Source organism: Vibrio plantisponsor (assembly GCF_013041605.1).
Lineage (GTDB): Bacteria > Pseudomonadota > Gammaproteobacteria > Enterobacterales > Vibrionaceae > Vibrio > Vibrio plantisponsor.
Genome location: NZ_JABEQC010000005.1, coordinates 51,488 through 75,470 on the forward strand (window position 1 = coordinate 51,488; position 23,983 = coordinate 75,470).

Consider the following 23,983-nt stretch of genomic DNA (forward strand, 5'->3'; position numbering starts at 1 on the left):
TCTTGTTGAATAAAGAAAAGTCTGGAGAACCACAGTGCAAGTGCGAATTGTTGAATTTACGCCGAGAAAAGTAGCCATTTATACTCATCAAGGAGCCCCAGAGCAGTTGATGAACAGTGTGGAAAATTTCGTAGCATGGCGTAAAGAAACGGGGTTGTCCCCTATCGCAACCAGTGACACCTTCGGTATTCCATACAGTGACCCTAACGAAACGAACAACAAAAATTTTCGTTTTGATATCGCAGGGGGTGTCGAAGAAGACATTCCTGACAATCGTTTCGGAGTGGTTAACGGCATGCTGACAGGTGGCAAATGTGCCGTACTAAGACACTACGGCAGTTTGGATCTGATCAGCCAAACAGTCTATAAGCTGTATAAAAACTGGTTACCCACCAGCGGCGAACAGCCAAGTGGTAAACCTTGTTTTTTCCATTACCTGAATATTGCTCCAGACACCGACAAAAACGCTTTGCAAACCGATGTTTACTTACCACTAAAGTAACCTAACCTGTATTGCTGCAAAGCTGAGAGACAATAAAGCCGCCATTGTATTTGTGCTGTTACTCAAGAACAGACAACACTGGCGGCTTTTTATTTACTTAAGTTTCTATTTTTTCTGCTTTGCTTCAAACGCAGCGAGTTGCTCTGGTGTTGCTGGCAGTTGGTGATTGGCTTTCCACTCATCATAAGTCATACCGTACACACGCTCACGAGCATCATCAATCGACAAGTCTTTCCCTGCACTTTCCGCTTCGGCTTGATACCACTTACAGAAGCAGTTGCGGCAGAAACCAGCAAGTATCATTAAATCAATGTTTTGAACGTCTTTATTTTCATCAAGGTGCGCCAATAGACGACGAAACACTGCCGCATCAAGTTTGTCTTGTTCTTCTTGGCTTAGGTTTTTGTATTTGAATTCAGCCATGATATTTCCCTTTCTTGTTTGACTTTACCACTCAACATTACGTTGTCTGGTTAGATTGTTGCTTATCATGCCAATAAAAAAACGCCCAAGACAAGCTCGGGCGTTATATAAAAGCAATTTTGTGACTTAATTGATTGATTAAGCTTGAATACCAACAATCAACCAAGGTGCATTTGGCACTGTCAGATCGCGCTCTAGATGCCAGATATCTTCGATATTCTCTTCGATACCTTCTACAGTGTCACGGTAGCGACCGCTAAACTGAAGACTAAGTTGAGCTTTGTCTGCATCATAGTCTGCGCGAACAATTTCAGCATCTACATACATTACGTCTGTGTGTTGCTCACCTTCCAGTTTCGCTCGTTCTTCTTTCAGATCAGCGAATAGACTTGGTGATACATACTCTTCAATGGTTTCAAGTTGATTGAAGTTCCAAGCGCCTTGAAGAATACGGTAGTGTTCACGAGAGCCACTGATGAAAGCCGCTTGATCAAAACCCGGTGGGTAGTTGTGCGGTACATCACTTGTTGCTGTCGTACCGAAACCGCCCGCTGCTTGTGGCTGCTCAAAGTTATGTACGTTTGGTTGCTCATGCATGTTGCGGTTAACACCGCCGAAAGCCGGCTGCTGTTGATTCTGGTTCATGCTGCCCTGTTTTGCGGCCAGCATGCTGCGCAAGAACTTAAATGCGAAGTAAGCAATCAAGCCCATGATAAGAATATCTAGGAACTGAATACCCTCAAACGCTCCGCCGAAGAACGCAGCTAATAAACCACCTGCTAGCAAACCACCTAACAGACCGCCCATCAGACCTTTTTTGCCTGAAGTTTGCGCAGCTTTAGAAGTATCTTTGTTGATGGTACTTGTGTTTTGGCTTTGCTGCTTAGGAGCAGGAGCTGTTTTAAAACTCTTACCAAATGACTTACCGCCACCAAACTTTTTGGCTTCAGCTATCGGTGAGACAGCGACAGAAACCATCAGCAGTGCGATCAGCGAGAACAGACGTTTCATACTTATCCTTCACGTTATATTTGTACGAGGGTGCAATAGTGTTTTTACCCAAACTCATTGGAGTGCAGTAAGGCGACTATGTGTAGCCAACACCTCTGCGGCTTCAATTAAGACGGGTTTACCTATATTTGTAACACATCATATCCACTTCACTCAGACAATAAAACGCTTTTACAGTGAGGACTTGTATCAGAATATTGCAAACCTAATGTTTGACGCCCCAGACCATGCTTATTAGAATATCGAACGTTGTTCATTATTCTATTCCGGCTATGGCGAGACGAAACGATCACACACGAGAGGAATTGATCACTCTCACACTCAGTTCCGTAAAGGATTTTTTAACTGAACATTCCTATCACGAACTCAGTTTGCGTAAAGTAGCAAACATGATTGGTTATGTACCAAGCACATTAGTCAATGTGTTCGGCAGCTATAACTTATTGTTGCTTCATGTGGTTGCTCAGACTCTAGATGAACTGGCTCTGGAAGCTAATGAAGTGGTCAGCCAGTGTCACGACTCTGAACAAGCCCTCTACGAGCTTGCCTATTGTTACCACGATTTCGCGCAGAGAAACCCTCACCGTTGGCAACTAATTTTCGAACATAAGATGAACGGTGAAGCTCTCCCAGAATGGCAAGCTGAACGCATTGATAACATGACCAGTATGCTGGAAGATTTGCTTACAATATTTGCACCGCAGCGTTCTCCTCGCGAAGTACTACAAGCAAGCCGTGTGCTTTGGGCTGGTGTACATGGTATTACCTTGCTAAGCGTTGACGACAAATTTTTTGCAGACGAACCGATTGATGGCAAGAAGCTGATTCAGAATCTACTCTCTAACTACTTGAGTAAATGGTCACACTAATAAGGACATAGGATGTCACAACATCACGCACCGTTGCTCAGCCAGCGACGTTTTCTTCCGTATTTTGTGACGCAGTTTTTTGGCGCTTTCAATGACAACATTTTCAAAAATGTTCTGCTGCTCTTCGTCGCCTTTTCAGGCAGTGCCATTCTGCCCATTTCAAGTCATCTGTTTATTAATCTAGCGGCAGGGTTATTTATTCTTCCGTTTTTTCTTTTTTCAGCTTCCGCAGGGGTGCTGGCGGATAAATATGAAAAATCTTGGTTTATCCGTAAGGTCAAACTGATTGAAATCGCCATTATGTGTTTGGGCGCAATCGGCTTTATTACAGAAAGCTACCTTGTGCTGCTATTGATGCTGTTTTTGATGGGTACACAATCTGCGTTCTTTGGTCCTGTAAAATATGCGTTGCTACCTCAACAACTTAAAGCCAACGAACTGGTCTCTGGTAATGCGCTGGTAGAGGCAGGAACTTTCCTTGCCATATTAATCGGTACAATTGGCGCAGGCGTTATCGCCTCGCTTGACCACGCCAAATACATTGCTGCAGGTTGTGTGGTTCTGTTTTCACTTTGTGGTTATCTGGCAAGCCGCTTCATACCACAAGCACCTGCGGGTAACCCGCACATTCATTTTACTTGGCGCCCTATCCGCCAGACTCGCCACACACTAGCCATTGCCAAAAGCGATCGCACCATATTGTTGTGTATTATGGCAATCAGCTGGTTTTGGTTCCTCGGTGCAACTTATTTAACTCAGTTTCCAAACTTCACTAAGCTCCACCTCAATGGCACTGAGAGTGCGGTATCTTTCTTACTTGCCCTGTTCTCCGTAGGAATTGCTATCGGATCGTTAAGCTGTGACAAACTGTCAAACCACCGAATTGAAATTGGTATCGTGCCTATCGGCAGCTTAGGTATTACCGTATTCGGTTATTTGATGGCGACCAGCATTCCAGAATCACTGCCTATCTTTCATCAGTTTAGCGAGTTCGTTCTCTATCAGCCCCTCTGGCCTTTGTTCTGCTATTTACTGCTATTAGGCGCTTCTGGTGGTGTATTTATTGTGCCGCTTTATGCATTAATGCAACAACGCGCTCAAGAGACTCAACGAGCACAAGTTATCGCAGCGCTCAACATCTATAACTCGTTATTTATGGTTGGTAGCGCCATTCTTGGCATTGTGTGCTTGTCTGTATTAGAACTTTCTATAATCCAGCTATTTGTCGTTATCTCGGTGATCAACCTATTAACGTCGGTATTTGTGTTCTTACAAGTCCCTATATTTGCTGTCCGTTTTTTGGTTTGGGCACTGACCCATACTCTCTATCGAGTGAAACACAAAAATCTCAATCACATTCCCGAACACGGCGGTGCGTTGCTCGTCTGTAATCACGTTAGCTATATGGATGCTTTGCTCCTCAGCGCGGCCAGCCCTCGCCTGATTCGTTTTGTGATGGAAGAGGACTATGCAAACCTGCCTGTGTTAAGAGGCTTTTTAAAGCGCGCAGGCGTGATCCCTATCTGCGCTCGCAACAGACGTTCCATACTCCGAGCGTTCAATGATGTTGAACAGGCTTTGAATGAAGGTCATCTGGTGTGTATTTTCCCTGAAGGCCGTTTGACGGCTGACGGCGAAATGAATGAGTTTATGCGAGGGTTAGACATCATCTTAAAACGCAGCCCTGTTCCAGTAATACCCATAGCGTTGAAAGGACTGTGGGGCAGTTACTTTAGCCGATGTAAAGGTCGTGCTTGTAAAGGGTTGCCGAGTCGTTTCTGGTCACGCCTAGAAATAGAAGCCGGTCCGCCAGTATCTTCAGAGCTTGCGTCCTCAGAGGTAATGTTCAAAAAGGTCGCTCAATTGCGCGGAGATTGGCAATAAGCTCTGGGTGTATCAAAAGATATTTTGTTGGAAGGCTTCTTTTAAGAAGCCTTCATTGCATCACCTAACACTGAAAACACCTGTTGTTCAGTTTATCTAAACATATGTTCAATACATTAAGATTTCCTGACCAACCACTTCTCGTTACAATGCCCCTCCAAACGGTTCAGAGCTCCCCGTTTAGCAAAATCGTGCTGAAAAGCGGGACTTAAAAACATTGTCTGTGAATGTTGTTGTAAGGTAGTCACTATGAACATCAAACCTATTCACCTTCCATTTTGGCTGGGTGGCGCACTTTGCCTTTCTCCTTGGATTACATCTCCAAGCGCTTTGGTTATGGGTTTTTTGATTGCTTCCTTAGGCTGGGTTCCCGCGCACATCCCTATCGCAAAACTCACTAAGAAATTGTTGGCTTACTCTATCGTTGGCTTAGGTTTTGGCATTCCTCTGCAACAAGCGTTAACAGTCACGAGTGACGGTATTGGCCTTATTCTGGCAACCATCTGCGGCACACTCGTTATTGGTACTTTTGTTGCCAAAGCAATGGGACTTGAGAAGAAAACTGGGCATTTAATCGCTTCTGGTACCGCAATTTGTGGCGGAAGTGCGATTGCTGCCGTCGCCCCAGCAATTAATGCCGATGATGACCAAACTGGCTTAGCTTTGGGTACTGTTTTTGTACTGAATTCTATCGCGCTGTTTATCTTTCCGATGATTGGGCACGCGTTATCACTCGACCAACATACGTTTGGTACTTGGGCAGCGATTGCAATTCATGATACTTCTTCTGTTGTTGGTGCCGCTTCAGCTTATGGTGAAGAAGCACTTAAAACAGCAACCACACTTAAGTTGGCGCGAGCGCTTTGGATTGTACCCGTAGCATTAGTGAGCGCTTGGTTGTTCAAGAGCCATTCGCGCAAACTGGCTATCCCTTACTTCATTCTTTTCTACTGTCTGGCAATAGGGTTCAGTGACTTATTTCCACAATGGCAACAAATCTATCAAGGTGTGTTTTCGATTGCTAAACAGGCTCTGGTGATCTGTCTGTTTCTCATTGGTTGCAGTATTTCACCTGCACGTTTGAAAGCTTCTGGGCCTAAGCCGCTGCTGTTTGGTGTGATTCTTTGGATTGCGATATCGGTGTCGTCTTTGGGCTGGTTACTTCTGACGGTTTAATGGCTCAGGCTTGGTGGTAAACGGTTTAACCGCAAGGCTGAATAATACGACTAATAAGAACGCACTCAGCTCCGCCACCGAGCGTACCCAGCCGTTTTGTGTAAAAGCAATCAATAGTTGCAGTGCGATGGTGACAATAAAAAGCCCTTTGAACATAACAGCCCCTTGAATATAGACACTATAGTCTTAAATTCTCAAAAATCTGGGTCTATTATGCTCATGAGTTATAAGAAGAGAAATTCTGTTTTGGACTAACTCATAACCGCAGCTTTTAACTTTCGGTTTTAAGTTCACAAACGTTCGGTTATGAGTTCACAGACTCCCGATTTCAGTTCACAAGTGCAGTTCATAGCGGTATGTATTGGTTCTGATTTTCCTTCAACCAATCTTTAACCCCTTTGCGAGAGACTTTTATTCCTGTTTCTAGCAGTTCGTCCGGCATCTGAAAATACGCGACCGGCCATTTAAATTTTTCAAGTTTCCCGCTGCATAACACATCGCCATCCGGCTTTTCGAACTGCTTTTGGCTGCGAATCACCGCTACCGGACGAGCGCCATACTCTGCATCCGTTACCGGAACAACCATCGCAAGTTGAATATCTGGATGTTGGTTCAATACGCTTTCAATCTCTTCACAGTGAATGTTTTCTCCACCAGAGATAAATAAGTTATCAGCACGACCAATAATCACTAATTCATCACCAACCCACTGCCCCAAATCTTTACTGTCAAACCACCCTTGTTCATCCACTATCGGGGTCATTGAGCCTTGAAAGAAATACCCCTGAGCAAGCGTATTTCCTCCTATATAAATACGTTCGCCTTCCAGTTTAACTTTCCTTTGCGAAAGTACCTTTCCAGTCGTAGCCGTTTCATCAACTCGTTTCGCCGTCACTGTCGAGGCGGCTTCCGTCATCCCATAACCAAGCCAGGTTTCTATTCCCAATGCCGCTGCCTGCTGGCTAAGCTGGTGTGGAATATGGCTTCCTCCAAGCAGCACATGGCTAAGAGTGAGTACCTGCTTACTATCCAACAAGCGCTTTAATTGTGTGGGGACTAAAGAAGCGTGAGTGACATTTTGGATATCTTGAACAAGTTCTCCCGTACCGATTTTCAAACAAGCTCCTGAGCTTAGCCAACGATAAACTATCGCTAATCCAGAAACATGGTACATGGGCAGGCTTAGCAACCAAGTATCATCAGCTTGGAAGCGAAATACTTCGAGTAACCCCTGCGCCGAGGCAAGATGCTGACTGTGATTATGGGCAACAGCTTTCGGTTTGCCTGTGGAACCTGACGTAAAAATGATGCTGGCTAAGTTGTCAGCCTTGTAATGAGAGTGAAGGGAAACAGAATTAGTGTAGCAAAGATGATCGTCAAACTCGATGAAGGCTATTTTTCTCTCAATATGTTGAAAGTCTTCCGCTCGGCATTGAGCGCTATCCGCTAACCACACATACGCCGTTTGAGATGGTGTGTAGAGGGTATCTAGTTTGTCAGTCAACTGAGAAATCGTTTGAGGCATCGCAAAAGCGCACACTATCCCAGATTGTTGGGCAGCCAAAAACCACATAAGCATCTGTATGTGATTCTTTCCCACTAAGGTGAGTACTTCACCCGCTTTGATTCCCTTTGATAGCAGAGACGCTTGGTATTGGTCTACATGATGGCTAAGTTGCTGCCACGTCAACCGCTGCTCTCTACCCTGTGGGTCATAAAAGCAAAGTGCCACCTTATCTGGGTGACACTGTTGATAATGTTGCCAAGGGGTCATGCTGTCTCCGACGACCAGATAAGCTCTTGGTCTTCGAGATTCGCAACCGGAATGTTGCAATCAGGCCATGAGGTAACAAGCTGAGCCTTAAACAGCCCTATCGTATCTAGCCCCGGAATTTCTTCCGGCATCAGCCATTTAGACAAACGAGCTAACTGAGTCAGGCCTAAACTTGATTCAATACTTGAACTGACCACTGCCTGAATTTTTAACGCCTTAGCTTTTTCAATCAACGTTTTACAACGCTCGACAGAACCTATCAGCGTTGGCTTGATAACAATGGTTTTCGCCCCTACCAATTGTTCAAGTTTGAACTCATCACTGCGAACCGCATGTTGCAGGGTTTCATCCCACGCAATGCCGATACCGGTATCAATAGCAAAAGCCAGACTGTCACTTGGCGACATACACGGCTCTTCAAGGTAAGCAATTCTGCTGCGTCTTGAAGGCGCGATATATTGGGCAAATTTCGCGGCTTTTTCTTTTGTCCAAGCTCGATTGGCATCCAAGCGGAGATAAAGGTCTGGCATAGATTCTAAGAATAGATTCACCAGCATGCCGTCACGAATAGGTTCGTACAAACCCACTTTGATTTTCGCCACTTTTCTGCCTGGCATATTGTTCAGCGTTGGAATGAGGTCGTCTGGATCTCCAGTACAAAGCGGTGCCGCGTTATACTCACCCTCTTGTGGTAAACCACCAGCTAACTCTAATTCCGCCATCGATAACCCGAAGGCAACTGATGGAAACAGCTCATCGTAGCTCAGCGATTGCCCTTGAACCCAAAGTTCAAGCTGCTCTTTTGCTAACGCACCCGCTTCATCTGGCGTTTCGACACTGAATCCTTTTAAGGGCGCAATTTCCCCGAGCCCTACTTTTCCATCTTCACGAAGTTCAACAACAAAACCTTCGCGTACAGTCAGTTTCTCTTCACGAAGAATCACTCCGCTATCCATGGGTAATGCATAGCGGTACAGTTTTGCACTGCGCATATAAAACCTAATTTTTTGACTATGGGTCAGTGTAACGAGACTACTGACCCTAATTTCGTACGGCTAATAGTTAAAAACTGTCAGCCATTAACCATAAGCGTCTGCAACATTAAGGGTTGCGAGGGAACTTGTTGAAGTCCGGACGACGTTTTTCATTAAACGCATTACGTCCTTCCTGCCCTTCGTCAGTCATGTAGAACAACATGGTTGCGTTACCCGCCAGCTCTTGAAGACCAGCTTGACCATCACAGTCTGCATTCAGTGCTGCTTTCAGACAACGAAGCGCCATAGGGCTGTGTTGCAGCACTTCACGGCACCAACGTACCGTTTCTTTTTCAAGATCAGCCAGTGGAACAACAGTGTTGACTAAGCCCATATCCAACGCTTCCTGAGCGTTATAGAAACGGCAAAGGAACCAGATTTCTCGTGCTTTTTTCTGACCCACGATGCGAGCCATGTAAGAGGCACCCCAGCCGCCATCGAAAGAACCCACTTTTGGTCCTGTTTGACCGAACTGCGCATTTTCTGCCGCGATAGTAAGATCACACATCATGTGCAGAACGTGACCACCGCCTACCGCCCAGCCCGCAACAGATGCGATCACAGGTTTTGGACAGGTACGAATTTGGCGTTGGAAGTCCAACACGTTTAGGTGGTGAGTGCCGGTGTCGTCTTTGTAACCGCCGTAGTCGCCACGAATCTTCTGGTCGCCACCAGAGCAGAATGCATCTTCACCTAAACCGGTAAGGATGATGACACCCACGCCTTCGTCGTAACGAGCATCTGCTAACGCATTGATCATCTCTTTTACGGTTTGAGGGCGGAATGCGTTACGGACTTGAGGACGAGCGATGGTGATTTTCGCGATACCATCTTCAGATTTGTGGTAGTGAATATCTTCAAAACTACCGCTGCAATCATGCCACGCCACTGGTGCGTAAAGTTCTTCTTCTGAAATGCCTACTGTTTTAGCCATGGTGATTCCCAATATCGTTGCTTCTCACTTCTTTGTGGAGTGAGTCTATAAATCGCTGAATTGTCTTCGCAAAAGCACTTGGTTGTTCCTGATGAACATTGTGCCCTGCGCTTTCAATCTGACTGTAAGTCAGCCCGCTCTGTTCGGCGAGTTGACGAAATTTGTCATCGTTTGCTCCACACACATAAAGCACTGGCAACGAAAGTTGCTGCAATGCAGGTAGTAAGTATGGTTGATTTGCTAACGATGTCGATAACAGCATATTTGCTATCTCGTTCCCAAGATTAGCACTACGCTTTGTGATCAGAGTTTGTCTTTGCTCATCATTTAGTGAACTAAACACCGCTTGCCGATACCAATCGTTCAATACTTGCTCAATCGGTTCCATGCGAAATCTCTGCGCCCAATAGCTATCATTTTCCCAGCGCGCTTTTTTCTCTTGTTCATTCTGTAAACCAAAATTCCCACCTTCGATAACCAATCCAACAAGGTTGAGATTCGAAAACAGTTCAAGCGCAGCCCCTAACATGGCGATGCGACCACCCAATGAGTATCCAATCAAAATAATGGGTGTATTAGGTTCTAGTTGGGAAAGGATTGTGTGAGAAATTTGTTGGCAGCACTGAAAAAAATCAGCACAGGTATGCTCTTGACTTTGACCATGCCCGGGAAGGTCTATGGTGATCCAATTGCTGTTAGGCAGTTGTTCAATCGAGGATTGCCAGTCTTCGCCACTGCCCAGCAAACCATGCAAAAAGACCAGCACGGGCTCGCCTTCTTTGATGGTTTGCTTAAAGCAAGAGTGACTATAAAGCATGAATCTGAGCGGTCAGTTGCTTGATTTGTGCTGAAGCTTGTTGAGGTGGCGTGATGATCTCCACCAGCAGACATCCCTCACCCGACTGCAAATGTTCCTGCACCAAAGAGTGATAAGCTTGAAGCGTCTCAGGTTGCGCATAGTGCAAACCAAATTGTGCTGCTGCGGCTTTAAAGTTCATGCCATGTGGCATCTGGTAAAGCGCTTTACGCTTTTCAGCAGGTACCGGAAGCAAATCGAATATCGCGCCACCATCGTTATTGCAGACAACGATCACCAGCGGATGTTTACTTGCGCGCACTAACGCCAACGAGTTGAGATCGTAAAGTAGCGAGGTATCACCCAATATCATCAACATAGGTTTATCAATTGCGCGATGTACGCCAGCCGCTGTCGCAACAAGTCCATCAATACCAGACGCTCCACGATTTGAGTACACGTCACGTTGATCTATCACGCTGAACATATCCGCTAAGCGCACAATCAAGCTGTTGCCCAAGAACAACGCTGCGTCTGTATCCCCATCACTCAGTTCAAGTGCGACTGCGATTTCGGTTAAATGCTGTTGAGATAAATGCAAGTTCGCCAATTGTGAAATGGCCGTTGAATACGCTATTAGTGAATCCGCCCAGCCAAATTGTAGCGGCGTCAGCGCTGTCCATTGTTCTATGGCAGAAGCAACCCAGTCAGAAATATCAGCGACCCAATGTTGCTGAGGAAGATGCGCGGGATTGTTTCTGTCCGCACTAGGGGAAACATAACCATATCTGCAACTTCTTTGGCTCACTTGTTCCGAAAGCCATTGATTTAAACGCTTGGAGACGATACGAGAGCCAAACTGAATAATCTGCTCACATTGATTGAGCTGAGTTTTTGCTGTGGCATTTTGCAGCCATAAATCAAAGTGTGCCCATTGGCTGTTGATACCTGATTGAGGGTCACACAGCAGAGGCCAACCCAGTTTTTGGGCGAACTGCTTCGCCGCCAACGCCTCTTTTAAACTCACCGAGCCAACAATGACGACGCCTTTGTTACTCAATATGTCGTTAGAAATAAGAGAAACCTGCGAAATGCTAAAGTGTCGTTGGCAATAAATTTGTTCAGATTGAGACCATTCACCAATCGTAGCGAGGTAATCCTGATACTGTGAATCGTCACCATTGGAATACAAGGGTTCAGGGAATGGGCAGTTAATATGGATGGCACTGCCTGCCTGCTCCTGCTGGTAACAAGCATCATCAATAGTAGTCAACAACCAGTTAAGTGAGACGCCAACGTCAGGGCTAGGCAGATAAACCGCTTTTGTCACATGCGAAGAAAAAATGTCATGCTGCACAATTGCTTGGTTCGCGCCACAATCTACCAGTTCAACAGGGCGGTCAGCAGTAAGTACTATCAGTTTTTCACCGGTTAGTTTTGCTTCTGCAATAGCAGGAAGTAAATTTGCTACCGCCGTGCCGGATGTGACGATAACTGCAACAGGCTTGTTGCTTGCTTTCGCTAAACCTAATGCAAGAAAACCAAGTCCGCGTTCATCGTAGTGAGTGTGAAGGTTTAACTTTGCGTTTGTGTCAGCTTCAAGTGTCAAAGGTGTAGAACGAGAACCCGGAGCCACGCAAACTTCAGTCACACCAAATCGCGATAACTCTTCTAAGATAACCTTGCACCAAATTCGGTTCAGTACCGCTTGATCTTGGCTCATGAAGCCACTCCTAAAGGCAGCTTGTCTGAGATTAAACTCAGCAGCGTCGACATTTTCTTATCCAGCTCCTGCCACTCATGTTCTGCAACCGAGCCGGGAACAATACCTGCACCGGCAAAAAGCTGAACTTCTTTTTCCAGCACTAATGCGCTGCGAATCGCGACACAAAACTCGGCTTTTTGATGGCTAAAGTAACCCATAGAACCTGCGTACCAACCGCGCGCAAAAGGCTCGTTTTGGGTGATAAAATCCAACGCTTCTTTACGAGGCAAACCAGCCACAGCGGCTGTCGGCTGCAACGCACTCAACAATTGAATGCCGTTAATACCCTGTTTCAGCTCTGCGCGAATAGAGCGTTTCAAATGTTGGACTTTGCGTAAGCGAACCAATCGAGCTTCCTCTTCAACAAACACTTGATGAGAATGCGGTTCTAAACGCTCAACAATGTCATCCACAACCAACTGGTTTTCATTCAGATTTTTTGTATCTTGCGTTAGCCAATTTGCCAGTTCTAAATCCTGGCTGGCATTGTGACCTCGTCCAATTGTGCCAGCCAACGCTTCTGTCTGTAGTTCACTGCCTTGGCGGTAATACAAACGTTCCGGCGTAGAACCCATGAAACTGTGCTTTGTATCAATCGATAACAGGAAGTGGAAGCTGTGATGATTCTGCGCATAGCTTGCTTTTAAAAGCTGAGCAGCACTTAAGTCGCTGTCTAGCTGCAAGCTTGTTTTTCGTGCCAGAACCACTTTTTTGAACTCTTTCTGCTCAATACCATGCAAGACTTTTTCTACAAGGTGATTCCAACTGTTTTCATCCGGTGTATGTGTTACATGCACAATCTCGCTTTGCAGCGTTCGAATTGGCGTAACGTCCACCAGCAGTTTGTTGAGCGTGGCTAATGTGCGGTGTTTTTCGTGGCTCACATTTGCAGCTAACGACCATTTATCGTCGAAACGGATCAACTCAATCTGTGGCAGAAAGAAAAAAGAAGCCATGCAGTAACGGTTCTTCTCCGTACGTCCATCAAAAGAACGTCCGCCCCATACTCGCTGGCCTTCGCCCAGAATGGCGTAAGCAGGCTCTGGCTCTGTAAAGGTGTATAACTGCCCTAATGCGACCACTTCGTCACGAGTGTCTCGTGATTGCCAGTAAAATTTAGGGAAAATAGGTTGGGCTTCAAGCCAATCTATAAACGCGAATGGTGGCTTGTCTGCCAACTCTTGGACAAAACGAACATCGTTTTCTCTCGCGTTACTTACTTGCTCAATTAACTGAGCAACGGCTTGATAAAATTTAGACAAAACAACCTCGTAGTTAAGGAGATTTGGTATACCTTTGGCTACTCTATTGAGAGAACTTATTTAAATCAAGGTTATGCTCTATCTTTTACATCACTTCAACAAAATGGCATTCAACGCTCTCACCATAAAGCAGACTTTTTACAGATTTTTATTCTAAAAAATTTCTATTTGAGTTAGTTTAATAAAGAAATTAAACCATTTTCAGGAATAAAAAAATGCAAAATATCGGGATGTCGTCAAAACTCGATAATGTCTGCTACGACATTAGGGGTCCTGTACTCAAACATGCTAAGCGCATGGAGGAAGAGGGGCATAAAATACTGAAGCTAAATATCGGTAACCCGGCCCCATTTGGCTTTGACGCCCCAGACGAAATCCTGGTTGACGTGATCCGTAATATGCCGACTTCGCAAGGCTATTGTGATTCAAAAGGTATTTATTCCGCTCGTAAAGCAGTTGTTCAGCACTATCAGAAAAAAGGTATCCGTAGCCTAGACGTCGAAGACGTTTACTTAGGTAACGGTGTATCTGAACTGATCGTAATGGCGATGCAAGCCCTACTGAATAATGGCGACGAAATGTTAGTGCCAGCGCCTGACTATCCGCTATGGACCGCTGCTGTCTCTCTTTCTGGTGGTACTGCGGTGCATTACATCTGTGATGAACAAGCAGACTGGTACCCAGATCTGGATGACATTAAAAAGAAAATTACACCAAAAACTCGCGGTATTGTTCTGATTAACCCGAACAACCCTACTGGTGCGGTTTACAGTCGCGATTTTCTGTTAGAAGTGATTGAAATTGCACGTCAGCATAAATTGATCATTTTCGCAGATGAAATCTACGACAAAGTGCTTTATGACGGTGCAACGCATACTCCAGTAGCAAGTCTGACGGAAGATGTACTGGTTGTGACATTTAACGGTCTGTCTAAAGCTTACCGTGTTTGTGGTTTCCGCAGCGGCTGGATGTTCCTGACTGGTCCTAAGCATTATGCTAAGGGTTATATCGCTGGTCTTGAGATGCTCTCATCAATGCGTTTGTGCGCCAACGTACCAATGCAGCATGCTATCCAAACCGCACTGGGCGGTTATCAAAGTATCAATGAGCTCATCCTTCCTGGTGGTCGCCTGTTAGAGCAGCGTGATAAAGCGTGGGAAATGATCAACCAGATCCCTGGTGTTTCTTGTGTGAAACCGAAAGGTGCGATGTACTTGTTCCCGAAAATCGACACTAAGATGTACAACATCAAAGATGACCAAAAAATGGTGTTGGATTTCTTAGTTCAAGAAAAAGTACTGTTGGTTCAAGGTACTGGCTTTAACTGGCCAAAACCAGACCACTTCCGTATCGTAACCTTGCCACACGTTGAAGATTTGGAAACAGCTATCGGACGCTTTGAACGCTTCCTAAGCACTTACAGCCAATAAATTGATGTTACAAATATCATATTCGAACCCTTAAGCGACATGCCAAACGGTAAGAGTATTAGAATTAACGGGCTCTCTTCTGTACACTCAAGAGAGCCCGTTTTTTATGCTGAACAAGTTGGAATGTTATGCAAGAGAGTCATTTTTTCGCCCACCTCGCCCGAATGAAGCTGATTCAACGCTGGCCATTAATGCGTTCAATCTCTAAGGAAAATATCTCAGAACACAGCCTGCAAGTGGCTTTTGTTGCTCATGCTTTAGCGGTAATCAAAAACAAAAAATTTGGTGGGAAGCTCAATCCTGAGCGCATAGCCATTTTGGCGATGTACCACGATAGCAGCGAAGTATTAACTGGTGATTTGCCAACCCCAATCAAGTACTACAATCCAGACATCGCTAAAGAATACAAAAAGATAGAAGCATCTGCAGAGAAACGTCTTCTGTCTATGTTGCCTGAAGAGTTCCATGAAGACTTCGCTCCCTTCTTAGTTTCAGAATCTTCACATCCGGATGATGCCGCTATCGTCAAACAAGCAGACTGTATCTGTGCTTACCTGAAATGCTTAGAAGAGCTGAGTGCCGGTAACCATGAATATGCGTTAGCGAAAAAACGCTTAGACGTAACGTTGAAAGAGCGTTATTCGCAAGAAATGGAGTATTTTCTAAACACTTTCGCCCCTAGTTTTGAATTAACACTGGACGAAATTAGCTAGAAACCGTGTTGATACAAAAAGCATGTTTGAAGAATTCTTTAAACATGCTTATCCAATAGGGCACTCTGCTCGAAAAAGCCAAACATCAAATATCGACTATAATCATACCGTTAATAACGGAGATGCTTTATGTTTGGGTACTTCAAGCGCCTATTGATTTTAACTTCACTGATTCTTTCATGTTTCATCCCGCCCAGTTACGCCAACACGGTCAGTTTATCCGCGATGGAGTGGCCGCCCTTCTATGGTAAAAATCTACCCGAAAATGGTTTTTTAGCTGCAATAACCAGAGAAGCTTTTCAGCGCTCAGGATATACACTAGAACTGACGTTTATGCCTTGGAAACGTGCTCTCAGCAGTGCAAAAAATGGTCTAGTCGATGGCGTTTTGGGGTTATACTTCGCACAAGAAAGAGAGAAAACACTTTCTTATTCTTTCAGTATTTATTCCAGTGAACAGGTATTTATAAAAAAGCGAGACTCACTGAATAAACCTAACCCACTCAATGAGAATAAAAATCTCCTTATTGCCGTTCAGATAGGCACTCTGCAAGCCGATGACGCACAAGCCGAAGGGCTTAATTTATATCCGGCGAACTCTAATTTGGTCAGTCTAACTTTGTTGGTTAAGGAAAGAGTTGACCTTGCTTTGATGGCTCGTGAATATTTTCGCTTCGTGCAAAATTCGGCATTAGAACCAAGCTATTCCTCCGAACATTTAGAAATCCTCGATACTCCATTTCGCACTTACGAAGTCTATAATGCATATAGTCGCAAGTTCGCTCGAAGTGATGAACTGACTCAAGCCTTCAACCAAGGCCTTTTATCCATGAAAGAAGATGGTACTTACAACGCCATACTGGCACGGCTTGGCGTTTCAAATCTTCCTAATGAAAATTAAGGCACCAAAGTAATTTCGCGTTAGCTATGGACGAAACCCTCTAAGTCACTATAAGTTATACAAACACCTTGTAGGAGTTATGAATGAAACCCTCTTTCGACCTCGCGGAAAACTACGAATGCAACGCTCTATGGCAAGAGCGTAAGAACGACGAACATAAAATTCGCCGTAATGATCACCGCAGCGCTTTCCAGCGAGACAGAGCACGCATACTCCACTCCGCCGCGTTTCGACGCCTGCAAGCAAAAACTCAGGTTCACGGTACCAGTCTTAATGACTTCCATCGCACTCGCCTGACTCACTCTTTGGAAGCCGCGCAAATTGGCACAGGCATCGTCGCCCAACTCAAACTGAAACAACCCGAATTCAGTGAATTATTGGGCAGCGACACATTAATTGATTCACTTTGTTTAGCACACGATATTGGGCACCCACCTTATGGGCACGGTGGTGAAGTCGCCTTGAATTATATGATGCGTGAACATGGTGGTTTTGAAGGCAACGCTCAGACGTTCAGAATTGTCACCTGCTTAGAACCCTATACTGAACATCACGGAATGAACCTTGCGCGACGTACGCTGCTCGGGCTATTGAAATATCCTGCTCTGTTGAGTGCAACTCGTGCAGAAAAAATACCGGAATCCGTTCCTCACCAACGTCAGTTAAAAGCGAAAGACTGGTCGCCAGCGAAAGGGGTTTATAACTGTGACAGCTTTGTTTTTGACTGGGTATTAGAGCCTCTTGATTCTCATGACAGAGCACTGATTAGCCAAATGCGTGACGGAATACAGTCTCCCTACCAACATCAGAAAACTCGCTTCAAGTCGCTCGATTGCTCCATTATGGAACTGGCGGATGACATTGCTTACGGTGTTCACGATTTAGAAGATGCGATTGTACTTGGTATGGTCACTCGTCAGCAGTGGAGTGAAGCGGCTGCCCAGTTAGAGAAATGTGGCGATCCTTGGTTTGGCGAGAATACAGGCAAGCTCAGTGATATGCTTTTTTCTGGCAAACACCATGTGCGCAAGGATGCTATAGGCGGCATAGTCAATGCTCTGCTTACCAGCATTAGCATCCAGCCCGTCAATGCGCCTTTCCACTGTGAACTGCTCGCTCTAAATGCTTACTTGGAACCTCACATGGCAACCGCTTTGGAAGTACTTAAGCACTTTGTTAGCCAATATGTCATTCAAATACCTGAAGTGCAGCGTTTTGAGTACAAAGGGCAACAAATCATTATGGATATGTTTGAAGCTTTAGCCGCTGATCCAGAAAGATTGCTTCCTTCCGCCACCAAGGAAAAATGGCTTAATGCAGAGCAAACATCAGGCGATGGGTTACGGGTTATTTGCGATTATATTTCTGCAATGACCGATGCCTATGCACAGCGTCTGCATCAGCAGCTATTCTCTGCTCACACTCATTATTAGCACGCACTTAGGAACGATAGTTACGCTCAAATACGCCAGCAGGCATTTGCTGAATTTGATAATCGATCATGGCTTCAAATGCGTCTAAAAGAGGCGAAAAATCTTTCTCTGGTTGCATCATGCTGAGAACATAAAAACCGGCTTCAACGGTTGACAGCGCATTTTCGTTTGGCGCTTTGCGAATACGATAATTGCCTTTCAAATCTACTGGCAAATGCAAACAAGGTAGATGGTGGAGCTGAGTATTTAGCTGCCACATCTTGAATGCTTTTTTCCATGTTCCATCCAGTAAAATGATGCGGATTTTTTTCTCAATCGGTAACGCTACATCCGCTGCCGATAGAGAAACATCACTGGGATATAGAACAAAATGCTCAACATCCGGCTCTGCTAATAGTTGGTTTAGTTCGCCATGTTCGAGAAAGTTTTCTCCGATCAACAGGCGACTGTTGGCCAGTGACAAACTTAAGATTCGCGCCGTTCCCATAGGTCGGTGTTCTTCTGTTGGGTGTTGAAGGATGATAAGCTCGACCTGTGAATCAAGCGCAACAATGTTGTCACAGATACACGCTTTACGTGCCTTTCCACACTGAGAACAATAACGAGACATTTTGTGAATCTTTACCTGCTGTTATCTATAGTCACCGCCGTTTGCTTTGGGCTTCAATTTGAGCCTTTCAGCCACGTAGTGGCTTGGCAAGCCGATGCGATAGAAAATGGTCAATGGTGGCGGATCGTAACAGGAAACTTCACTCATACCAACTTTGCTCATTTGGCGATGAATTTGTTGGGCTTGTGGGTCATTGGCTACCTATTCCAACCCAAACCTCGATACTTTGCTCTGCTCACTTTACTTATCAGCACTTGGATAGGAATCAGCCTGTTACTTACCAACATGGTGAACTACGTGGGTTTATCAGGCACTCTGCATGGTTTATTTGCTTTTTATGCTTTAAAGGAAGCATTAGGCGAACGAAAAAGCAGTTGGTTATTAGTGATTGGGGTGATGTTAAAAGTCGCCAGTGAACAGTTATTTGGAGCTTCTGCTAGTACAGAAGAAATGATTGGTGCACGAGTCGCAACAGAAGCGCATCTGGCTGGTTTACTTGGTGGTTTACTGCTGGCATCAATCGCCGAAATGAAAAAACGTCAATACTTAAAGAAGTAAAAACGTCCTATATTTAAACCTTAATTACATAGATAACCAACTATTTAATGACAGATACCCTTTCTTCTATCCGATCAATAACCTGAATTATTTTATCTTTAGAGCCTTTCATTAATTTTCCACGGTAAATGATATACCAATCATTCTGCCCACCAAGGTCATTAATTATCTTAAAATTTTTGTAATCAAAAGTTTGCCTATTCGATGGATCATCATTACTTTCAAAATATTCTGGGGGTACATATGTTCCCGTATCAGCCCAATGATCGATGGTCATTTTAATGTATTTTATTTCACCTACCGCAATTTTCTCACCTAATACCACAGACCAGCGTTCTGAACTATCAGCATTGCGTTTTATGAAATGACCTCGATAAAAGTCTGTTCTAACGGCATGTGCTTTCCTAGATTTGGGTTTAGCCGAAGTAAAGATACTCAGAAATGATTTCATCTTATTCATTATTTCTACCTAATGTGAGAGTCGGTGACTACGCTTTCTTAATGAAACGACATTGCCAAACCTGACCATTTTTATCTCGGCTTGTTTCTATTTCATCTACTGCACTGTAAACCCTAACATTTTCATTCCACCGATAACTGTGAGCGTATAGAGATTCTTTGACTTCTGATACATTCCACCAACCATTTCCATAACGTTAATTTTCGACAGACAATAAAAAACCTGCCGAAGCAGGTTTTTTATCAACTAGGTAATTTTCAGAATGGTCTTCAGACTTATTCAAACAACTACACTATCGGTCGTTGACCTCGGTTGATCAGCTTTAGTAGAACACTGTCAGCCGCTTCTCCGGCAACGCCTGCCAGTTTATCCGTCAGCTTTTTCTTTTGAACATAGCGAATAGCTAGCACTGTCTTCTCTTTGCACGCTTCTACAATCAAGTCATCTGAAGTTTTAATTTCATCAACCAAACCTAACTCTTTCGCTTGCGTACCAAACCAGTGCTCGCCAGTTGCGACTTTCTCAAGGTCTAACTCTGGGCGGCGCTCGCGGATGAAGTCTTTAAACAAGACATGCGTTTCTTCCAGCTCTTGCTTGAATTTCTCGCGAGCTTTATCCGTATTCTCACCAAACATAGTCAATGTACGTTTGTACTCACCTGCGGTCAGTTGTTCGAATTCAATATTGTGTTTTTTCAGCAATTTATTGAAGTTAGGCAACTGTGCTACCACACCAATAGATCCAACAATGGCAAACGGTGCTGAAACAATTTTGTCCGCAATACAGGCCATCATGTAGCCACCGCTTGCTGCCACTTTATCTACCGAGATGGTCAGTGGTAAGCCTGCGGCTTTAATACGATCCAATTGTGAAGATGCCAAGCCATAGCCGTGAACCATACCCCCACCTGTTTCAAGGCGTAGCAACACTTCGTCACCTTGCTGTGCGACAGCCAGAATCGCGGTAACTTCTTGGCGCAGTGAAGACACTTCTTTGGCATCAATACTACCGTGGAAATCTAAAACAAATAAGTGAGGTTCACGTTCTTCTTTTAACTCGCCCGCTTTTGCGGCTTTCTTAACGGCTTTTTCGCGTTGCTTATGTTTTTCTTTCTCGCTTTTCGCTTCTGCTTTATGGCGAGCTTTCAAAAAAGATTCATCGTGTAGGTGCGCTTCTAAATGTTCAGCGTTTTCTCTGTTCTGCTTAGTTAAGTCGGTCACTTCCAACTCACCTTTAGCTGCACCTTTTCCGCCGACGGATTTAGCAATGACTAACAACACAATGATCGCTATCACAACTGTCGCGATCTTGGCTAAAAATAAGCCATAGTCCAACAAAAATTCCAATGTACTCATCCTCTTCAATGCGAATTGGTGTATTGTAACCACCTTGTCATCATGACTTAAAGTAAATCATAACAATAAGGATACGTAACGTGGATTATTCAGTGTCTGCAAACGCCCTAAAAGATAAAGTAATTTTAGTTACAGGTGCTGGTGACGGCATTGGTAAACAAGCAGCCATCACTTATGCGGCACATGGTGCGACAGTGATTTTGCTTGGGCGCACTGTGAAGAAATTAGAACAAACCTACGATGAAATTGAAGCCGCTGGCTATGCTCAGCCTGCTATTGTTCCTTTAGATATGAAAGGAGCAACAAAACAGAACTATCTGGATATGGTTGATACCATTGAAGGGCAGTTCGGCCGTTTGGATGGTGTTTTACACAACGCCAGCATTTTGGGTGTACTAAGCCCATTTGATCAGATCGGCGAAGACTCTTATGACGATGTAATGCAAGTCAACGTCAAAGCACAGTTCCTGATGACTCAAGCTCTGCTGCCTCTACTGCATAAATCTGACGATGCTCGCATTATCTTTACCAGTTCAACCGTTGGTCATTCCGGTCGCGCGTTTTGGGGTACTTATGCAATGTCTAAGTTTGCAACAGAAGGCATGATGCAAGTACTCGCAGATGAGCTTAGCGATAGCAATATTCGCGTTAATGCGATTAATCCAGGTGGTACTCGTACTGGTATGCGTGCAAAAGCTTTCCCAGCAGAAGATGCTGGACTACTGAAAACACCAAAAGACATTATGCCGTTATACCTGTATTTGATGGCGCCAGAAGGCAAAGCTGTTAATGGTCAGTGCATTGATGCTCAGCCGAAAAAATAGTTACTGAGTTTCATCAAACGATTCAAAGCCTTGCTCACTTAGCGAGGCTTTGTTGTTTATAAACCTTACTTTTTTCTTGAATGTTCTAAACAACAAAATATACTGTACAAATATACAGGTAAATTATTATGTATGAACTGATAGAACACCTCAAGAACAAACACTGGCTATGGCAAGGCTCTGAAACAAAGTACGAGCAAAGCTCTCACTCGACCGGATTCAATACACTGGATGACAAACTTGCCGGAGGTTTTCCTCCTCATGGTGTGGTTGAAATTCAGTCTCTGTCGGGTATTGGTGAATTACGCCTTATCTATCCTTATCTGAAACAACACGATAAGCGATTAACGGTATTTATTAATCCACCAGGCATAGTGCAGGCTGAAAGTCTGAAGTGTGAAGGTATAAACCTTGAACACGTATTGGTTTTAACGCCCAAAAACCACAAGGAAGCCTTGTGGGCTGCTGAACAATGCCTAAAAAGTGGCGCATGCAGTCAAGTATTGCTTTGGCAAGATAAGCTCGAAGTCCATCAGGTTCGTCGTTTAAATGTTGCCAGTGAAACGGGTAACTGTTTGCAATTTCTTTTCCGTTCGCCGCAAGAAAGCGTATTTTCGCTACCCGTATCACTCAGTTTGTCGTTACAAGCCGATCCACAAGGTCTGCAGATTAGTGTCCCAAAACGCAAAGGTGGATGGCCTTTAAGCGCATTCAAGCTATCTATGTATGAGAGCTGGCCAAACTTGGTGATCCCGCTGACTTCTTCAACACCGTCTTCACAAGTTATCGCCTTTCCTCAACGTATGCAGGGCTAACGATGACACTTTGGATCTATCTTCATTTTCCAGCACTACAACTGGATACCTTATACGCCGAGCATGAATACCCTCTGGTTATCATCGAAGGTCGTGATAACCATGTTGTTCAAGCCAGTACTTGTGCATTAAAGCAAGGCATAACAATTGGGATGGGGCTAGGCAGTGCGGCATCTATGTGCAGCGATCTACAAGTGCATCCTTATGATGAGAATGTTGAAAATCAAACCATCGAAGAGATAGCGCAATGGTTGTATCTGGTAACCTCAGACATCGTGTTGCTGCCACCAAAAGGCATATTGCTAAGAGTCACTAACATGCTGTCTCTGTATTCAGGGCTGGATAACTATTGGCACACATTGAGTGCTCACCTTCGTTTGCGTAAAACTCGTTACTGTTATGGTTCCGGTTTTTCGCCACTTTCGGCTATTTTGCTTGGAAAAAGCGCTTCAAATATCATCATTGATGATAAAGACAAGATTCTTGCCGCCATTAACGATTACCCACTCAGTGCCACAGAACTGGATTTTAAACAGGTAGAAAAACTCGCCAGAGTAGGAATTCGAGACATCAAAGCCCTCCTTGCCGTACCAATACAAGATCTGGCAAGACGGTTTGATATCGATTTAGTGAACTACGTAGGCAAGCTCTTGGGGCAGTTTAAACACCCTGTGAACTTCTATCACCCACCAGAAGCCTTTTGTAGCCACTTAGAATTGCTGTATGAAATTGAGAATGTTCAATGGTTAGAAAAGCCTTTATCTCGTTTGCTAAAACGCTTAGAGCAATTTTTAACACTGAGAAATCAGGTCGCTTTTGAGCTTGAACTGATACTGACTCAGCGAGATAACATCAAAAACAGTCTGCATTTTACTTCAGCACAGGGAGAATATGCTTGTGCAAAATGGGCGAAGCTCTGCCAACTCACTCTGGAGTCAATACAACTTTCCCAGCCCGTACTGGCAATGACGTTAAAAGTCATTCGTTCTGGGGAAATAAACCAAAGCGTGACGGACATTTTTGATGGAGAAAAAGGTCAGACGACAGCACTGGAACTGATCACTCTGCTACAAGCCAAGCTTGGTCAGGCACAAGTCAATAAGCCGAATCTGAGTGATGATCCTCGCCCAGAGAAGCGCAGCCAATACATAGCCGCAACAAAACCCACATCCCATACATTACGCAGGCCAGAGTTGCGCCCTAGCCTGCTGCTTCCTGAGCCAGAACCTCTGTGTGAAATCGTATCGCTCATCCATGGGCCTGAAAGACTAGTCACTGGGTGGTGGGACAACCAGCCCATCACTCGTGACTACTTCATTGCCCACAGCGAACAAGGCCGCTGGCTTTGGGTATTTCGCAACCAAGATAAACAATGGTTTCTGCATGGCCAGTTTAGCTAAAACGCAGGCTTGTTTAGCAAACGTGCCTCTTTGATCAGACGATTTTTATAAGAGT

At 44.6% G+C, this 23,983-nt stretch carries 24 protein-coding genes; 12 read left to right on the forward strand and 12 right to left on the reverse strand.

Annotated elements, in window-relative coordinates; genetic code table 11:
- Positions 1-34: 34 nt before the first annotated feature.
- Positions 35-502 carry an AraC family transcriptional regulator gene (locus HKI82_RS08435; protein WP_102940736.1) on the forward strand — a complete coding sequence of 156 codons (468 nt, stop codon included), beginning with the start codon at positions 35-37 and terminating at the stop codon, positions 500-502.
- Between the two features lie 105 nt (positions 503-607).
- On the opposite strand, the gene HKI82_RS08440 is transcribed toward HKI82_RS08435, so the two are convergent.
- Both HKI82_RS08440 and HKI82_RS08445 read right to left on the reverse strand, forming a co-directional pair.
- Entirely contained in the window at positions 608-925 is a 318-nt protein-coding gene (locus tag HKI82_RS08440) for a DUF1244 domain-containing protein (protein WP_102963170.1), read from the reverse strand.
- Between the two features lie 138 nt (positions 926-1,063).
- Positions 1,064-1,936 carry a Tim44 domain-containing protein gene (locus HKI82_RS08445; protein WP_042483481.1) on the reverse strand — a complete coding sequence of 291 codons (873 nt, stop codon included), beginning with the start codon at positions 1,934-1,936 and terminating at the stop codon, positions 1,064-1,066.
- Between the two features lie 272 nt (positions 1,937-2,208).
- Here HKI82_RS08445 and HKI82_RS08450 point away from each other — a divergent pair, with 272 nt between their 5' ends.
- The 3 genes from HKI82_RS08450 (at position 2,209) to HKI82_RS08460 (ending at position 5,865) form a co-directional block, all read left to right on the forward strand.
- The gene (locus HKI82_RS08450; RefSeq protein ID WP_102963168.1) at positions 2,209-2,805 is read left to right on the forward strand and encodes a TetR/AcrR family transcriptional regulator; all 597 of its coding nucleotides are present in this window, start codon (positions 2,209-2,211) and stop codon (positions 2,803-2,805) included.
- Between the two features lie 12 nt (positions 2,806-2,817).
- A complete protein-coding gene (locus HKI82_RS08455) occupies positions 2,818-4,689 on the forward strand; it encodes an MFS transporter (protein WP_171137754.1) in 1,872 nt (623 codons plus the stop codon).
- Between the two features lie 249 nt (positions 4,690-4,938).
- On the forward strand, positions 4,939-5,865 hold the full coding sequence (locus HKI82_RS08460; RefSeq protein WP_042483492.1) for a YeiH family protein: 927 nt from the start codon (positions 4,939-4,941) through the stop codon (positions 5,863-5,865).
- Here the strand turns inward: HKI82_RS08460 and HKI82_RS08465 are convergent.
- The 7 genes from HKI82_RS08465 to HKI82_RS08495 form a co-directional block, all read right to left on the reverse strand.
- A complete protein-coding gene (locus HKI82_RS08465; RefSeq protein ID WP_167828599.1) occupies positions 5,848-6,021 on the reverse strand; it encodes a hypothetical protein in 174 nt (57 codons plus the stop codon). The two genes, HKI82_RS08460 and HKI82_RS08465, sit on opposite strands and share 18 nt — an antisense overlap.
- A 190-nt stretch (positions 6,022-6,211) precedes the next feature.
- Entirely contained in the window at positions 6,212-7,639 is a 1,428-nt protein-coding gene (menE, locus tag HKI82_RS08470) for an o-succinylbenzoate--CoA ligase (RefSeq protein WP_171137755.1), read from the reverse strand.
- Positions 7,636-8,631: an o-succinylbenzoate synthase gene (gene menC / locus HKI82_RS08475; RefSeq protein WP_042483498.1), complete on the reverse strand. Its 996-nt coding sequence runs from the start codon at positions 8,629-8,631 to the stop codon at positions 7,636-7,638. The genes menE and menC overlap by 4 nt, the downstream gene beginning before the upstream one ends.
- Before the next feature lie 109 nt (positions 8,632-8,740).
- A complete protein-coding gene (menB, locus tag HKI82_RS08480; protein ID WP_042483502.1) occupies positions 8,741-9,607 on the reverse strand; it encodes a 1,4-dihydroxy-2-naphthoyl-CoA synthase in 867 nt (288 codons plus the stop codon).
- A complete protein-coding gene (menH, locus tag HKI82_RS08485) occupies positions 9,600-10,424 on the reverse strand; it encodes a 2-succinyl-6-hydroxy-2,4-cyclohexadiene-1-carboxylate synthase (RefSeq protein ID WP_171137756.1) in 825 nt (274 codons plus the stop codon). Before menH ends, menB begins: the two co-directional genes overlap by 8 nt.
- A complete protein-coding gene (gene menD, locus HKI82_RS08490) occupies positions 10,414-12,126 on the reverse strand; it encodes a 2-succinyl-5-enolpyruvyl-6-hydroxy-3-cyclohexene-1-carboxylic-acid synthase (protein WP_171137757.1) in 1,713 nt (570 codons plus the stop codon). The genes menH and menD overlap by 11 nt, the downstream gene beginning before the upstream one ends.
- The gene (locus tag HKI82_RS08495) at positions 12,123-13,430 is read right to left on the reverse strand and encodes an isochorismate synthase (protein ID WP_171137758.1); all 1,308 of its coding nucleotides are present in this window, start codon (positions 13,428-13,430) and stop codon (positions 12,123-12,125) included. The genes menD and HKI82_RS08495 overlap by 4 nt, the downstream gene beginning before the upstream one ends.
- Positions 13,431-13,645: 215 nt before the next feature.
- On the opposite strand from HKI82_RS08495, the gene HKI82_RS08500 reads away from it, so the two are divergent.
- The 4 genes from HKI82_RS08500 to HKI82_RS08515 all read left to right on the forward strand — a co-directional run bounded on the left by HKI82_RS08500 (position 13,646) and on the right by HKI82_RS08515 (position 17,906).
- Entirely contained in the window at positions 13,646-14,860 is a 1,215-nt protein-coding gene (locus tag HKI82_RS08500) for a pyridoxal phosphate-dependent aminotransferase (RefSeq protein ID WP_102940745.1), read from the forward strand.
- 128 nt (positions 14,861-14,988) lie between these two features.
- Complete coding sequence (yfbR, locus tag HKI82_RS08505; RefSeq protein ID WP_112404581.1) at positions 14,989-15,573, forward strand: 5'-deoxynucleotidase; 585 nt, start codon at positions 14,989-14,991, stop codon at positions 15,571-15,573.
- A gap of 129 nt (positions 15,574-15,702) precedes the next feature.
- Positions 15,703-16,473, forward strand: a complete 771-nt coding sequence (locus HKI82_RS08510) for a substrate-binding periplasmic protein (protein WP_102940747.1) — start codon at positions 15,703-15,705, stop codon at positions 16,471-16,473.
- A gap of 83 nt (positions 16,474-16,556) precedes the next feature.
- On the forward strand, positions 16,557-17,906 hold the full coding sequence (locus HKI82_RS08515) for an anti-phage deoxyguanosine triphosphatase (protein WP_112404582.1): 1,350 nt from the start codon (positions 16,557-16,559) through the stop codon (positions 17,904-17,906).
- Positions 17,907-17,913: 7 nt separating this feature from the next.
- On the opposite strand, the gene HKI82_RS08520 is transcribed toward HKI82_RS08515, so the two are convergent.
- The gene (locus HKI82_RS08520) at positions 17,914-18,516 is read right to left on the reverse strand and encodes a tRNA-uridine aminocarboxypropyltransferase (protein ID WP_112404583.1); all 603 of its coding nucleotides are present in this window, start codon (positions 18,514-18,516) and stop codon (positions 17,914-17,916) included.
- 3 nt (positions 18,517-18,519) lie between these two features.
- On the opposite strand from HKI82_RS08520, the gene rrtA reads away from it, so the two are divergent.
- Positions 18,520-19,074 carry a rhombosortase gene (gene rrtA / locus HKI82_RS08525; protein ID WP_112404584.1) on the forward strand — a complete coding sequence of 185 codons (555 nt, stop codon included), beginning with the start codon at positions 18,520-18,522 and terminating at the stop codon, positions 19,072-19,074.
- Positions 19,075-19,114: 40 nt separating this feature from the next.
- Here the strand turns inward: rrtA and HKI82_RS08530 are convergent, their stop codons facing one another.
- Both HKI82_RS08530 and sohB read right to left on the reverse strand, forming a co-directional pair.
- The gene (locus tag HKI82_RS08530) at positions 19,115-19,534 is read right to left on the reverse strand and encodes a DUF3319 domain-containing protein (RefSeq protein ID WP_102940751.1); all 420 of its coding nucleotides are present in this window, start codon (positions 19,532-19,534) and stop codon (positions 19,115-19,117) included.
- Between the two features lie 287 nt (positions 19,535-19,821).
- Entirely contained in the window at positions 19,822-20,880 is a 1,059-nt protein-coding gene (gene sohB, locus HKI82_RS08535; RefSeq protein WP_112404587.1) for a protease SohB, read from the reverse strand.
- Between the two features lie 89 nt (positions 20,881-20,969).
- On the opposite strand from sohB, the gene HKI82_RS08540 reads away from it, so the two are divergent.
- The 3 genes from HKI82_RS08540 (at position 20,970) to HKI82_RS08550 (ending at position 23,928) form a co-directional block, all read left to right on the forward strand.
- Positions 20,970-21,713: a YciK family oxidoreductase gene (locus tag HKI82_RS08540; RefSeq protein WP_102940752.1), complete on the forward strand. Its 744-nt coding sequence runs from the start codon at positions 20,970-20,972 to the stop codon at positions 21,711-21,713.
- A gap of 128 nt (positions 21,714-21,841) precedes the next feature.
- Positions 21,842-22,528: a translesion DNA synthesis-associated protein ImuA gene (gene imuA / locus HKI82_RS08545; RefSeq protein WP_102940753.1), complete on the forward strand. Its 687-nt coding sequence runs from the start codon at positions 21,842-21,844 to the stop codon at positions 22,526-22,528.
- A gap of 2 nt (positions 22,529-22,530) precedes the next feature.
- The gene (locus tag HKI82_RS08550; RefSeq protein ID WP_112404585.1) at positions 22,531-23,928 is read left to right on the forward strand and encodes a Y-family DNA polymerase; all 1,398 of its coding nucleotides are present in this window, start codon (positions 22,531-22,533) and stop codon (positions 23,926-23,928) included.
- The last annotated feature ends 55 nt before the right edge of the window (positions 23,929-23,983 follow it).